Below are 13667 nucleotides of genomic sequence, written 5' to 3'. Positions count from 1 at the left end.
TGTTAGATGTAAAAAAAACGGGCATTTTGCCCGTTTTTTTTACATCTAAAATTTATATTCTAGAAAAAATGTACAAGACCTATTGGTCTTGTACATCAATAAGATGATCTAATTTTTTCTGGAAATAGTCGCCTTGAATAAAGCGAGCATCGACATTCCACGCATTTGCAAAAAGTGTCATGTCATTTAAATTACGCAGCATAATTTCAACGGGTTTAATTTCATGGAACGTTTTGATTTTTTCTTGTAATTCTTGTGTGGATTGTTCGGAATGTAGCATTTTGGTTAGACTGTGATGTAATGTTAAGCCGTTGATATCGAGTTGACGTGCAGCAGATTCACTATAAATACTGTTACCAAAGTCTCTTAATGATATTTCAGCACCAAATTGGCGTAATTGCGCGATATGTTTTTGTGCATCAGGTATGTTCTGAGTCAGGTCTTCTTCTGAAAATTGTAAAATAAGCGGGTGAGTTAATTTACTGCGAACAATTGTAATTAATTTGGAGATAAATTCAGGGAAAGTACGATCAAGTAATAAAACTGCTTTATTTAAATTTACAATCAGTTTTGCTTCAGGATATTGAGTAATGAAATTATGCAGTTGTTTACATGATTCAACTAAAATCCAGCGATCCAATTTAATTGATAATTCAGCATCTTCTGCCAATTCTCTTAAACTGGATAGATCTTTCCATGTATTCTCAAAAATGAAGCCACTCGTTACTTCATAGGTGTATAAATTACTGTCTTGTTTATCATACAACTGTTGATATTTAAGATGAATTTCGCCTCGGTCTAAACTGTGTTGTAAAGCGCGAATGAGTGCAGATTCAGGTACGGCATCTACGGACTTGATTTCCTGATGCTGTAGTTCAATTGTCGGGGTGTCTATACGTGTTTCTAATTCGAGCTGTGGTGTAGGCTCATTTTTAGGTAAAACAGTGCTGTAAGCTAAATTAATAAATTGTTCGAAGTGATTTTCATCACGTATTTCACTATCTAAAACTGAATAACCAATTCTAAGATTGAGTGGATAAGTGGATTGATTGATGGTTAATAATTGTGGCTTAGTGAGTGAGTTTAAGCCAATGAGTTTAGATTCTAATTTTGCTTTGGATTCTGCTTGGAATAAACCAATAAAAACACCAGTAGCAATTTGAAATAATGGAGCATGAGTTTGATCTTTTAAAAACTCATTGATCTGACTGAAATAATTTTTTGAAGTGATCCAATCACCTTGAAAAATAATTTCAGGGCATGATGCTAAAGAGAAGAGCACCAAGGCATTAATATTAGAGGGTTGTTTGGTGATTGCCCGATTGATCAACTGATATGTATTTGGCTTTTGTGTATTTTTCTCAGTTGTACGGTTAGTTACATTGGTTGATTCTGAATTTTCAATATCAATGGTAATTTGTAATGCATCTTCATCCGTAGAAGGTAAAAATTCGATTTTAAGCGGATTTGGAATAGCAACGTGATTATTTAAGGTAGTGATATCAAAACGACCGAAATCGAATTGACCTTGGGTAATTTTTTTAAACCGCAACTTAAAGTCATTTAATTCTTTCGGTTGTAAAAGGTCAAGTAAGGGAAGACCAACAATATCCTCCTCATTTTTTATTCTAAATAGAGCTAAATATTCAGCATTGGCTTGAATATGAATGCCTTCTTGAATCAGTGCAATGGCTTTATTGCTATCTTGCGCTAAAGATTGAGCTTGGGTTTGTGCTGACTCTAACTCACTCATTAAATGTTGTTGCGTTAGAAGGAGGCGGCTCAATGAAAGGGCGCGGAGTAAACCAATGTAGAAACGATCTAGATAATCTAGATTTAAAATGTCGTAAACACCTTTACGAATATAACTCGCATATTGATCTGCCTGATAATTATCGGGTTTTAGCAGAATAATCGGTAAGTTAGGTTGTTTTGATAATTGGATTAAGCTTAAGGCTTGTTCATATTTTAAGTCATATGCGCGACCAAAAATGACCAGATCCCAATTTTGATGTAATTGTTTCTCAAAATTTTGTAAATCATCAAGCAATGTTGCCTGTACGATATGTTCGTTCGATATTAAAAGATCACGAATCTGATTAAAACGTATTTGATTATCATCGATAATGAGTAAACGCGTCTCGGTACGTTTTAACTTTTTAGACAATAATGGATTTCTCACTTCAATGCTTCCCATAAATCGTGATTCTTGATTTCATTCATTTGTTTATTGATAAAGTTTTTAACTAGAATTTCTTGTTGATCATTGAGTAACTCAAACTCAAATCGGATAAAACTTTGTGTAATTAGCTGTGCTTTGGTGAGATAAATTTTGAGTTCTTCTTTTCCTAATCGTAAGTGAATGGTTTGTTTTTCTCTAAATAGGTGTGAGCCTGAGACAATTAAGCTGGTCGAAATATTATCCAGTTGAGCTGTTTGAACAATCAATGCAGGTTGATAATTGTTGTTATGACGCTCAGTTTTGACCATGACTGAACAGGGGAATAAATCTTGCGCTAATACTTCAAGACCAAGCTCTAAACTTTTTTCTGTCGACTGTTTAATCCAACGAATTACACCACCGCGCCAAGGGCTATTGGTGCTTTCCTGAATAAGAATAAATTCACCTGTTTTTAAATTCGTAGGTGTAATACCTGTCCATTTAATTCTGTAACCATTTACACTAATATCAAGAACGTCAGCAGAATAAATTTGTTTAGCTTCTCGATCGAGGGTTTTAGCGGTTGTGATTTCAGCAGGAATATTAGAATTCATTGAATTAATAAATGTGCTTTCATTTTGGAATTGATAATTATTTTCTAAATCCAAAGTTTCGTGAAAATTTTTGCCTTTCGAGAGATAAAAGTGTGCAACGGCAAGACTAAAACATATTTGTAATTGCGCAGAATATTCGTAACGTTCATAGCGACGTTCGGTATTGGTTGTCAGTAAATTGTGAATATGAAAATGTAGTGCAGGGGTTAAGAAGAGCTTTTCATTACGCGATAAATATCCCGTTTTTTTCGATTGAGTTTCAGATAAATGATCAAGTAAACTCTGGGTCGAAATATAGATGGTCGGTTTATATAAACTGGATTGATCCGTATTGAAAACAGGCGGATGATCTTTGTTGATGTCGATAATATAACGTGAAAGCGTCGTTTCTTTAGATAAGATGTGAACCAGTTTTGCCCAATCAAAGCTACACAAGTATAGACCTTGCATTTCAGAAGGGCGAATTTGATGCGTGTTGAAGATATCGAGCAAAATAAGCTGTGAGTAAGCCTGAGTAATGGTTTGTAATTGGTGTTGAGTATCTAAAATCTGATTGATGTTCGTTTGATAAAAATTGTTTTTAATCGCACATTCAAGCAGTTGGTGCGCGACTAACCATTGCCCAAATAAAGGTGTGCTATAGAGCAAATGTTGCTGATAAAGTAACAATGACAGTTGTTGCAATGCGTAATAGGTCGAAACCATTCTTGCAGTTTGTAAACTTTTCTTTTGATTAAAGGCAAACAATGAAAATTTTTGCAAACTTAATTGTGTATTACATCTCTTTGAAATATCAATATAAATTTTTGCGAAATGGCTGCGTAATAACATCGCCAATTCAATAATTTGATCATTACGATCAGAGGTGATAAGACTTTGATTGAAAAAATGTTTTTCCAAGCTAATCAATACATTATCAATGGTTGGATGGAGAATTTGAATTAAATCAAAACGAAGCATTTCTGGGCATTTAAGTTCTGAAATTTCGAGTAACGCGTTGAAAAGTTCTTTGGAAGAATTCCCGAGTTGTAGAATGGATAAATTAGCTACCCATTCTTGCAGACCTTTTGCATTAGATGGACAAAAGCTCAGTTTTTCCAACTTTAACTCTGTTGGAGTTTGGAAGATATCTGAAGTACTCATAAGCATCGTTATTATTTAACTCAAAAAGTTGAAACCCCAAAAAGCGGTGTTTTGTTTTTTTCGCCCGCTATTTCCCTAACGAGTTTAGGAACCAAATATCCTGGAAGGTTCTCTAAAACATCTTTATATATAAGATTAATCTCTTTAGGACTTAAGTCAAAATGATGCGCGCCTTTTACTTTATCTAATACATGTAAATAATATGGCATTACACCTGCATCAAACAAACGATAACTTAAATCGACTAAAACTTGTGCAGAATTATTGATTCCCTTTAATAAAACTGCTTGGTTGAGCACGGTAATTTGCTGTTGAACTAATAGCGAAAGCCTAGCGCAAGTCAAATCATCAAGCTCAGCTGCGTGATTTGAGTGTACCACTAGAATAATCCGTAGCCTACTGTTTTTTAATAGAGAAACAAGCTCTTCATCGACACGGTTGGGGATTACGATAGGAACTCGTGAATGAATTCTCAAAAATTTAATTTGCGGTAAAGACTCTAAACGATCAATCCACAGTTTTAGTTTTCGATTTGAGAGCGTAAGTGGATCTCCACCACTAAAAATGACTTCATTGATATCGGGTTGGCTTTCAATATAATTTTTAATGTTTAGCCAATCTTCATTTTTAGGTAGATTTTCTTGATAAGGAAAATGACGACGAAAACAATAGCGACAGTGAACTGCACAAGCACCCGTTAAGGTGAGTAAAAAGCGAGATTTATATTTGTGTAATACACCTGGCTGTTGATTGGCTTGTTCTTCACCTAATGGGTCTGTCACAAAGTCAGGGTGGTCTTCGAGTTCTAAATGATGAGGCAATACTTGCAGTAAAAGGGGGTCGAGTGGATCACCAACGGTCATTTTTCCGACAAATGCACGGGGAACACGTAATTTAAACTGTTCAGAAGCAAGGATTGCCCCTGATAATAATTGCTCAGGACAGAGCTTAAGCACCTCAAGTAACTCTAAAGGGTCTGTAATAAGGTCACTGAGTTGAGATTGCCAGTTTTGCTCTTGATACAAATAGTTTATCATGCCGCATGTAAAAAATGATGCTAGTCTAGCATTAATAGATTTAAGTTAGTAAGTTTGGAGTGAGCCTTTCATGGCCAATTATTCGACAAATGATTTTAAAGCTGGCCTAAAGGTCATGCTTGATGGTAACCCATGTTCAATCATGGAAAATGAATATGTGAAACCTGGTAAAGGTCAAGCATTCAACCGTGTGAAATTGCGTAATCTTAAAACGGGTAAAGTTTTAGAAAAAACATTCAAATCCAATGAAACACTGGAAGGTGCAGACATTGTAGAAGTTGAAATGGATTACCTTTATAACGATGGTGAACTCTGGAACTTTATGGATCCAGTAAGCTTCGAACAAATCACAGCTGACAAAACTGCGATGGGCGATGCTGCTAAATGGTTGAAAGACGATTCAAACGAAAAATGTACCATTATGTTGTTCAATGGTATTCCATTGACAGTAAGTGCACCGAATTTTGTGGTCTTGAAAATTGTTGAAACTGATCCAGGTGTACGTGGTGATACTTCTGGCGGTGGCGGTAAGCCTGCTAAACTCGAAACTGGTGCAGTTGTTCGTGTACCATTATTCGTACAGCAAGAAGAAAGCGTTCGTGTAGATACTCGTACAGGCGATTATTTAGAGCGTGCATAATGGTTTAAAAATAGACTATTATCGAAAGGGATGATGAAAATCGTCCCTTTTTTTATGCCAGAACTATAAATGAAAAATAAAATATAAGGAGTGCCATCACAAAAGAACAAACAGCAGTAAGCCAGACAATAAAAATGAACGCTGATTTATGCAGAATAGATGAGGGATTGACATGGAAACGACTCAACAGAAGTTATCAATAACTTCAAAAATAGTATGGATTTTAGTCGCAGTTTTAGGTGCAGTATCATTTGGAACGCTTGCACTGAGCAGAGGTGAGCATGTAAATGCTGTTTGGCTGGTTTTAGCAGCCATCTGTATATATAGCATTGCTTATCGTTTCTATAGTTTATTTATTGCGAATAAAGTTTTTGAACTCAATGCTCGACGTTTAACACCAGCACATCGTTTAGCTGATGGTCTGGATTATGTGCCTACCAATAAATATGTCTTGTTTGGACATCACTTCGCAGCGATTGCTGGTGCAGGGCCTTTAGTCGGTCCTATTCTGGCTGCACAGATGGGTTATTTGCCAGGAACGATTTGGTTGTTGGTTGGTGTCGTTCTTGCGGGTGCTGTGCAAGACTTTTTGGTGTTGTTTATTTCGACCCGTCGTGATGGGCGTTCATTAGGTGAAATGGCGAAGCAAGAACTTGGTTCCTTTGCTGGAATTATCGTTATGCTTGGTGCATTAGGCGTGATGATTATTATTCTTGCTGTATTAGCACTGGTGGTTGTAAAAGCACTCGCACATAGTCCTTGGGGCGTGTTTAGTATTGCGGCAACCATTCCCATTGCATTGTTCATGGGCGTATACATGCGTTATATCCGTCCAGGAAAAATTGCCGAGGTTTCGCTCATTGGCTTTGTGTTGATGATGGCGGGGATTGTTTATGGTGGGAATATTGCAGCCGATCCTTATTGGGGGCCTTTGTTTACGCTCACTGGGACGCAATTGACATGGTGTTTGATTGGTTACGGTTTTATTGCTTCAGTCTTACCTGTGTGGTTATTGCTTGCGCCACGTGATTACTTATCTACATTCTTGAAAATTGGTGTGATTGCAGGTCTAGCGGTGGGCATTATGGTGGCATTACCAGAAATGAAAATGCCTGCTGTAACGCATTTTATTGATGGTACTGGCCCTGTCTTTGCCGGATCTATGTTCCCATTCTTATTCATTACGATTGCGTGTGGTGCAATTTCTGGTTTCCATGCGTTGGTTTCGTCAGGAACTACACCTAAACTGGTCAATAACGAAGTGGATATTCGTATGATTGGTTATGGGGGGATGTTGGTGGAATCTTTTGTTGCTGTCATGGCGATGATTTGTGCCACTATTTTAGAACCAGGTGTTTATTTTGCAATTAATGCCCCTGCGGCAGTCTTGGGTACAACGGTTGAAAGTGCTGCTGAAGCTGTCCGTACTTTAGGTTTTGTGGTAACTCCTGAAGCCTTGACCCTACTTGCTCAAGAAGTGGGTGAAAGTACAATTTTATCACGTACAGGTGGTGCACCAACATTTGCGATTGGGATGGCACATATTATTACGGAAATTTTTAATAACCGTTCAATGATGGCATTCTGGTATCACTTTGCGATTTTATTCGAAGCATTATTTATTTTAACTGCAGTCGATGCAGGTACACGTGCTTGCCGTTTCATGGTTCAAGATACGGTGGGTATTGTAATTCCGTCACTTAAAAACTCACATAATTTTTGGGGTAATATGATTGGTACGGCTGTTGCTGTCGCGGGATGGGGCTTCTTTGTTTATCAAGGTGTGATTGACCCACTTGGTGGTATTAACAGTTTGTGGCCTCTCTTTGGTATTGGTAACCAAATGCTTGCTGCAATGGCACTTATTTTGGGTACGGTTATCCTATTTAAAATGAAGAAAGAAAAATATGTTTGGATCACGATTATTCCCACCATTTTCTTATTTATTACCTGTATGACGGCAGGCTGGCAAAAAATCTTCCATGAGAATCCAAAAATTGGTTTCTTGGCTCAAGCGAACCGATTCTCTGATGCGATTGCGCGTAATGAAATTTTAAAACCAGCCAAAGACATCACCGAAATGCAAACCATTGTCTTTTCTAATCAAATCAATGCGGTACTTTGCGGTTTCTTTATGATCGTGGCAATTGTAATGTTGTTTGCTGCAATTGGTGTGATTCGTCGTGCATTGGCAGATCCTAATCCAAGTGTGCGTGAGTCAGAAGCCATTTACAGTGATGAAATTCCAGTAGGAGAGGTGAAATGAGTCTAAAAGATCAAATTCGCCAAAAACTGGCTTTGGGCAAAATGATTAAATTTACTGTGCTTGCGCAGCCCAAGAAATTATTAATGTTAAATGGTATTAAAACCATTCAAATTATTTGGCAGCGTCTACAGCAAAGTTTTCGCTTGATGGTGGGCGTGCCTGATTATCAGACTTATTTAGAGCATATGAAAAAGAATCATGCTGATTTAGTGCCCATGGATGCCAAAACATTTTATCGTTACTGTGTGGATGCACGGTATCCAAGTGCGAATGGTGGATTAAAGAAATGTCCTTGTTAGTTTCGAACAAGTGTTTGTCAGAAATCTTTTGATTTCTTTGGAAAAATAAAAAAACGGTGTATGTTACTCATGCACCGTTTTTTTATTGGGGATAAGAGTGTGATTTGGGGGACGAATAAAGTTCAAAAACAAGAGCTCACGCATGAACAGCGAGAACTGAATCATAAAGTTGCATCTTATGCTTTAAAGGTTGAAACATTTTTAACTCAAATTAATCGCATTATTTTAGATAAAGAAAACCAAACTAAATTGGCTTTGAGTTGTTTGTTGGCAGGCGGACACGTGTTGTTTGAAGATTTGCCTGGGCTGGGGAAAACGACATTGTCGAGTGCCTTATCACATCTTGCAGGGCTGAAATTTCAGCGTATTCAGTTTACCAATGACATGCTGGCAAGCGATGTGATTGGTGTAAACATGTTTAATCAAAAAGAACATCAGTTTGCGTTTAAACAAGGTCCCATTTTTACCCAAATATTATTGGCCGATGAAATTAACCGTTGTAGTCCAAAAACGCAAAGTGCTTTACTTGAAGCGATGGAAGAGGGCTTAGTGACTGTGGATGGCGTGCGTTATCCATTACCCCAACCTTTTTGGGTCATTGCCACGCAAAACCCATTGTTTCAAAGTGGGACTTATACGTTGCCAGAGTCGCAGCTCGATCGCTTTTTAATGCGCTTGTCACTTGGCTATCCCTCACGTTCAGCAGAAAAACTACTCTTACAACAAAATTCACGCTATGCCTTAATTGCAACGCTAAAGCATGTGTTTAACGAGCAAGAAATTTTAGCGATGCAACAATTGGTTAATCAGGTACATATTGCCGATGCTGTGTTGGAATATATGCTCAATCTTGCTGAAGAAACCCGTAAAAAACAGCATGGATTATCGACCCGAGGTTTATTGGCTTTGAAAAAAGCCGCACAAGCCTTTGCTTTTATTCAGCAACGTAGTTTTGTGACGCCAGATGATGTGCAAGCGGTGTTTGTTGCTGTGGTTGCTCATCGTATTGGCTTGAGTGAAGCTGAAACAGTGCAGTTGATGCAGCAAGTAAATATTAGCTAAAGGAAGATCAATTTGAGCAATCCTTGGCAAAAATGGTTAGCGGCACGTTTTCAATTTGAAAAAGTAAAACATCTCTCGCAAAAAGACATTCTGATTTTTATCTATCAACAAGGTTATCTGTATTTGGTATTGATTTTAATTACTTTTATTGCAGGAGTGAATTATGCCAACAACTTGATTTTGGGCTTTTGCTTTTTGATTAGTGCCATTTTATGTATTAGCTTTTATTTAACGTTTAAACAATTACATGATTTAGGCGTTGAAGTCTCTATTGCTGAAATAGGACAGGTTGGCAAGAGTGTTGAATTGCAATTACATTTTCAACAAGCGCAAAAGCACTCCCGTTATTTATGGATTAAAACCGATCAGCATTTAGAAAAAGTTCTGATTTCAGAACTCCAGCATAAAATCACGCTTTCTTTTTTGCCTGAAAAAAGAGGGAAATTTCACTATCCAACTTTACAAATTTATTCAGTTTATCCCTTTGGATTGGTTCGGGCATGGACTTATTTTTATTTAAAAGAGTCTGCATGGATTGCACCCAAAGCTGCATTTTATAGTGCTGAAAATAAACAGCAGAAGCATAATTTTGAACCAGATATGGATGAGTTTCGTGAATTACGTAATTTCCAGTTGGGGGATGCGTTACAAGCGGTGTCATGGAAGCAAGCTGCACGTGGGCAAGGTTTATATATCAAAGTGTTTGAACAGCATAGTGATCAAAGCAATATTGAAATTCATTATGCCAATATGCCCAGCACAGAACATGAAGAAAAGCTAAATTTAATGATGGGATTGATTGAACAATGTGAGCAGATGCAATGTGATTATGCCGTGTATTTACCACAAGCTGAATTACCTGTAGGCATTGGCGAAAATCAGTTAAGACAAGCAAAAAAACTTTTGGCACAGGCTTAAATTATGATCCATGCTGATATTAGAATTTCAATTTTAATCACAATGGTCTTGGTCTTTATTGCACAGGTATTTTTTAATCCTGTTTTATTAAGTGCTATTTTTGCGCTGATTTTGCTTTGTTTATTTTTTAGTTTAAAAGATCAGAACAAAGCGGTCGCTAAGATGTGGACATTTGTATTGACCATTTTAGCTTTAGTCACGATTTATTTTAGTTATAAAAGTTTTATTGGTATTGAAGCGGGGGTTGCTGTTTTATCAACCTTTTTGTTTGCAAAGGCTTTAGAAACCAAGAATAAGCGTGATGTTATTGTTTTATTTAATTTTGCTTTGTTTGTTAGTGCAAGTTCCTTTTTATATAGCCAATCTATCTGGATGGCGCTGATAATTGTGCTGTGTTTATTAAGTTGCTTAATTGGACTTTATCGCCTACAAACCACTGAATTTAAGTCATTACAACATCAATCGGCAGCATTAAAAACTGATGCAAAACATGTGGCTAGATTCTTAGTTTTGGCTTTGCCTTTTTTTATTTTACTGTTTGTATTTTTTCCACGCTTACCGCCACTTTGGCATATTCCAATTCCAGAACAAAATAGTGTCACGGGGATGAGTGATACCATGTCATCCGGTGATATTGCTAAGCTGTCACAATCAACGAGTTTGGCTTTTCGAATTATTGGGAATATGGATAAACTTCCATCACGCAATGAACTGTATTGGCGTGCGATGGTTCTAGATCAATATGATGGAAAAACATGGACCAGCAGTTTTATCAATCAACAACCTGTTTTAGAAAATAAGTTCTCTGGGAAATCGAAACGTGGTTTTGATTATCAATACTTGGCTGCTGATGCACGAGTGATGTGGGTGATGGGATTGGAAAAGTCAATTCCACTTGAAACAGAGTACCAATTAAAACAGGATTGGAGTATTACGCCGGTTCGTCAAATTTTGCGTAATCAACCTGTTAAATTGCATTGGTTGGGTAATACTGAGTTACCAGAGTCAGCATTATTTAAATCGAATATATTGAAAAAAATGAATACCCAAATGCCAGAAGCATTGGATGAAAAATCACGTCAATTTGCATTAGAAATGTTTAAACAAAGTGGTCAGCAACCCGATCAATATGTGCGCAATATTTTGCAATGGTATAAGGAAAAAGGCTTTGTATATACATTGTCACCCGGTTTATTAGGGGGCAATCGCATTGACGAATTTTTATTTCAATCTCGACAAGGCTTTTGTGAGCATTATGCTTCGAGTTTTACCATGTTGATGCGTTATGTTGGAATTCCTGCACGAGTTGTCATTGGTTATCAAGGTGGGCAGCTTGCACCTGATCAAGCGAGTTGGGAAGTTCGTCAGCTTGATGCACATGCATGGACAGAAGTACAATTGAATGGAAAATGGCAACGAATTGATCCCACAGCGATGATTGCTCCGCAACGGATTGATGGGGGCATGCAAAATTATATTGAAAATGATCGTAGTGTTTTAGGAAATAAAGAACAAAAATGGAAATATCAACGATTTACTATGCTGAAAAATTTACATATTTTGAGTGACTATGCAAGTTATCAATGGCAAAGTAAAGTCGTAGGATATACTGCTGAAAAGCAGCAAAGCTGGTTGTCAAAATTAGGTTTGAATTCTGCTTATGCCAGTGCACTGGTCTTGCTATCAAGTATTGTGGCAGTAATTATTCTTTATTTTATTTGGATTTATTATCGTAACAGACAGTATGTTTCTGCATATGAGCAAGCGATTCAACAATTTTCTAAGCAATTGCAGCAAAATTTACGTAAGCAACCCGCTGAAACTTTTTATATGTGGATGCATCGTTTGGCAGAATGGGTTGAAAAAGATCAACAACCGATCTTTATACAAACAGCGCAATATTATCAACAGCAACGGTTTTCATGTGAATTTAATGATCAACAAGCGATCAAATTTAAAGAAATGCTTAAAACTTGTGCATATGTTTTAAAAAATAATAGAAAGCCCTTGTCTTAAAAAATAAAAATGAATATGATTCACAGCACTTAGGTGTATAGCTCAGTTGGTTAGAGCGCTACGTTGACATCGTAGAGGTCAGCAGTTCGAGTCTGCTTATACCTACCAAAATTCGTTGATTAATCAACACAATAAAGCCCACTCATTGTAGTGGGCTTTTTGTTAGGGGTATTTTAGGGCTATTTTCGGGGAATTAAATAGTTTTCTAATGTGGATAAGCATTAATTTAAATTAAAAAGGCTACTCTTTTTGGGTCCATATTCTTTTCAATTTTTAATAAACTGTTATTTAATTGAATAGAATAATTTTGAGTCATTTGAAATGAGCAGAAGTATATTTTTAAAAAAAACGTATCATTCTAATTATCGAGGTAAAGTATCTGTTGAGGATGCTCTTAAACATCAAACATATCTTGATGATATGAAAAAAGATGCTGTTTTTTATTGTGTAGATCACATAGAAAGTTCAATGATTCCGCATAGTATGCTTCATAAAATAATTCAAAAGTTAAAAACGAAGCAGAACGATAGTTTAACTTTGCTAGAAAGAGCTTATTTAGTTCGCCAAAATCTTAATGCTTTATATAATTTGGTTGAAGGTAAAATTTCTTTTAATCAATATAAGAAAGAAGTTGTTAATGACAGAATAAAGCATAAAGAACACTTAGAAGCAGAAAGATTACGTCTGGAAAAAGTCAGAGAGTTAGAACTTATTGAGTTAAAGAAACAACAAGAAAAACTAGCTCAGGAAAGAAAAATCAGAGAACAGGCTGAACTTGAACGTAGAAAAAAATTGGAGTCTGACCCTAAATATATTGAAAGGCAAAAAGAAAAAAATCTAATAAAAAAATATGATATTTATTCATATGATATTTTAAGTAAGCATAGATCAAAATTAGTTAATATATTGAAATTATTAGATAATAATCAGAGACTATCGGAACAAGATGCTATTTGGTTAAATTCAGAAGGACGAGGGTTTTTTATAGATGAAGTTAAGATTAAATATCATCGTGTAGAAGCTGATTTTTACATCAATGAATATAAGACAACAAAATTACATTGGCATGCTATTAATGCCTCTAGTCAATTAAGAAAAGCTAAAGCAAGTAAAGAGGCTGAAAATTTTTTAGAAAATACTGAAATTTCATTAAATAAAAATAAAAAGTTATTGTCAGCATATTTCACTACATTAGGGGGAGCTAAAAGAGATATTAGAAAAGTCGATACGGCAATAGAATGTGGTGTAAAAGCTCATGCAAATAACTCGCAAGACTATAGACCATGTACTCTATTGGGGGCTATATACATGGAAAACCATAAATATACTCTTGGGCATGATTGGTATAGCAAAGCACGTGATCGAGGTGCACCAGAAAAATCTATAAATGCTGATCTTAAAAGCATTCTTTCAAAGTTAGATAAATCAAAACGCATTGAAATGATTGCGAGCCTATTGAAAAAAGATCCATATCTTTATGGTTGGTTAAAAAGTGAGGCTAAGTAGTCTCA

10 protein-coding genes and 1 tRNA gene are annotated in these 13667 nt (G+C 36.3%); 8 read left to right on the top strand and 3 right to left on the bottom strand.

The annotated features are described in order from the left end of the window. Nucleotides 1-79: 79 nt before the first annotated feature. Genes B9T24_RS11830 through epmB form a run of 3 tightly spaced genes read right to left on the bottom strand, consistent with a single transcriptional unit; the run spans nt 80 to nt 4955 of the window. Entirely contained in the window at nt 80-2197 is a 2118-nt protein-coding gene (locus tag B9T24_RS11830) for an EAL domain-containing protein (RefSeq protein ID WP_086165958.1), read from the bottom strand. Further along, entirely contained in the window at nt 2179-3924 is a 1746-nt protein-coding gene (locus B9T24_RS11825; RefSeq protein ID WP_086165957.1) for a GTPase, read from the bottom strand. Before B9T24_RS11825 ends, B9T24_RS11830 begins: the two co-directional genes overlap by 19 nt. A gap of 14 nt (nt 3925-3938) precedes the next feature. Further along, nucleotides 3939-4955, bottom strand: coding sequence for an EF-P beta-lysylation protein EpmB (gene epmB, locus B9T24_RS11820; RefSeq protein WP_086165956.1), 1017 nt, complete (start codon nt 4953-4955; stop codon nt 3939-3941). Between the two features lie 70 nt (nt 4956-5025). Here epmB and efp point away from each other — a divergent pair, with 70 nt between their 5' ends. The 8 genes from efp (at nt 5026) to B9T24_RS11780 (ending at nt 13662) form a co-directional block, all read left to right on the top strand. Continuing rightward, nucleotides 5026-5595: an elongation factor P gene (efp, locus tag B9T24_RS11815; protein ID WP_004648456.1), complete on the top strand. Its 570-nt coding sequence runs from the start codon at nt 5026-5028 to the stop codon at nt 5593-5595. Between the two features lie 172 nt (nt 5596-5767). Then, nucleotides 5768-7861 carry a carbon starvation CstA family protein gene (locus B9T24_RS11810; protein WP_086165955.1) on the top strand — a complete coding sequence of 698 codons (2094 nt, stop codon included), beginning with the start codon at nt 5768-5770 and terminating at the stop codon, nt 7859-7861. Beyond that, a complete protein-coding gene (locus B9T24_RS11805; RefSeq protein ID WP_143223748.1) occupies nt 7858-8160 on the top strand; it encodes a YbdD/YjiX family protein in 303 nt (100 codons plus the stop codon). Before B9T24_RS11810 ends, B9T24_RS11805 begins: the two co-directional genes overlap by 4 nt. Nucleotides 8161-8229: 69 nt before the next feature. Beyond that, entirely contained in the window at nt 8230-9222 is a 993-nt protein-coding gene (locus B9T24_RS11800; protein ID WP_416224361.1) for an AAA family ATPase, read from the top strand. 12 nt (nt 9223-9234) lie between these two features. Further along, a complete protein-coding gene (locus B9T24_RS11795) occupies nt 9235-10140 on the top strand; it encodes a DUF58 domain-containing protein (RefSeq protein WP_086165954.1) in 906 nt (301 codons plus the stop codon). Nucleotides 10141-10143: 3 nt separating this feature from the next. After that, the gene (locus B9T24_RS11790) at nt 10144-12156 is read left to right on the top strand and encodes a transglutaminaseTgpA domain-containing protein (RefSeq protein WP_086165953.1); all 2013 of its coding nucleotides are present in this window, start codon (nt 10144-10146) and stop codon (nt 12154-12156) included. A gap of 31 nt (nt 12157-12187) precedes the next feature. Continuing rightward, a tRNA-Val gene (locus B9T24_RS11785) sits at nt 12188-12264 on the top strand. Nucleotides 12265-12477: 213 nt separating this feature from the next. Continuing rightward, nucleotides 12478-13662, top strand: a complete 1185-nt coding sequence (locus B9T24_RS11780) for a hypothetical protein (RefSeq protein ID WP_086165952.1) — start codon at nt 12478-12480, stop codon at nt 13660-13662. Nucleotides 13663-13667: the final 5 nt, after the last annotated feature.

Origin of the sequence: Acinetobacter sp. ANC 4654 (assembly GCF_002135425.1) — a bacterium.
Taxonomy (GTDB): domain Bacteria; phylum Pseudomonadota; class Gammaproteobacteria; order Pseudomonadales; family Moraxellaceae; genus Acinetobacter; species Acinetobacter kyonggiensis.
Note: the sequence above shows the minus strand (reverse complement) of the source record. Positions and strands in the feature narration are given on the sequence as shown.

Bases quoted from the DNA above. Each gene is read 5' to 3' on its own strand.
- B9T24_RS11830 (WP_086165958.1), bottom strand. From the start codon at position 2,197: ATGGGAAGCATTGAAGTGAGAAATCCATTATTGTCTAAAAAGTTAAAA.
- efp (WP_004648456.1), top strand. From the start codon at position 5,026: ATGGCCAATTATTCGACAAATGATTTTAAAGCTGGCCTAAAGGTCATG.
- B9T24_RS11790 (WP_086165953.1), top strand. From the start codon at position 10,144: ATGATCCATGCTGATATTAGAATTTCAATTTTAATCACAATGGTCTTG.
- B9T24_RS11805 (WP_143223748.1), top strand. From the start codon at position 7,858: ATGAGTCTAAAAGATCAAATTCGCCAAAAACTGGCTTTGGGCAAAATG.
- B9T24_RS11800 (WP_416224361.1), top strand. From the start codon at position 8,230: ATGCACCGTTTTTTTATTGGGGATAAGAGTGTGATTTGGGGGACGAAT.
- B9T24_RS11780 (WP_086165952.1), top strand. From the start codon at position 12,478: ATGAGCAGAAGTATATTTTTAAAAAAAACGTATCATTCTAATTATCGA.
- B9T24_RS11810 (WP_086165955.1), top strand. From the start codon at position 5,768: ATGGAAACGACTCAACAGAAGTTATCAATAACTTCAAAAATAGTATGG.
- B9T24_RS11825 (WP_086165957.1), bottom strand. From the start codon at position 3,924: ATGCTTATGAGTACTTCAGATATCTTCCAAACTCCAACAGAGTTAAAG.
- epmB (WP_086165956.1), bottom strand. From the start codon at position 4,955: ATGATAAACTATTTGTATCAAGAGCAAAACTGGCAATCTCAACTCAGT.